At 67.0% G+C, this 627-nt stretch carries 1 protein-coding gene; it reads right to left on the reverse strand.

All coding sequences use genetic code 11. From position 1 onward, the window contains the following. Positions 1-4 precede the first annotated feature (4 nt). Positions 5-627: lytic transglycosylase domain-containing protein (locus AACY49_RS29880; protein WP_339527805.1), on the reverse strand; the 623-nt coding region annotated here is incomplete at its 5' end.

Genomic DNA, 627 nt, shown 5'->3' on the forward strand with positions numbered 1-627 from the left:
CTGCTCATGGCGCATTCCTTTGGCCCGAACGCGGGACAAACAGCCCGCCCGACTGCGGCTCGATGGCGGAAACATCGCGCACGGACGATGTCGTCATCGCGGCATCGGAAGCGCGCTCGGCCGGTACGGGAACGGGTATCGATATGCGCTCAGCTTGCGCGATGAACAGCGGCGCGCGTGTCCAGGCGAGTGCATCGGCCGCGGCGGCCACGATCGGCCAAGTCGCATCGCCGCTGGTCACCGACGGCGCGACGATGGCGACATAGGCGCGCGTTTCCGCGGGCAGCGCCCGGCCCTTCAGCGAGTCCTCGTAACGACCAGGACCGGCATTGTAGGCCGCGATCCAGCCGGGCGATCCGTAGCGATCGAACAGCTCGCGGATGTAGCCGGCGCCGGCGATGATGTTGTCATGCGGATCATAAGGATCAGCGCCGAGACGGTGGCGAAGGCGCAAGCCTGCCCAAGTGGGCGGCATGATCTGCATCAGGCCCATCGCGCCCTTCGGCGAAAGGGCGCGTGGATCGCCTGCACTTTCGGCACGCATCACCGCCCTGATCCATGCGATCGGAACGCCGAAGCGCCGCGAAGCCTCGGCGATATGATCGCCATAGGGATCGCGTGGCGACG

Origin of the sequence: Pseudomonas sp. EL_65y_Pfl2_R96 (assembly GCF_963970905.1) — a bacterium.
Taxonomy (GTDB): Bacteria; Pseudomonadota; Gammaproteobacteria; order Pseudomonadales; family Pseudomonadaceae; genus Aquipseudomonas.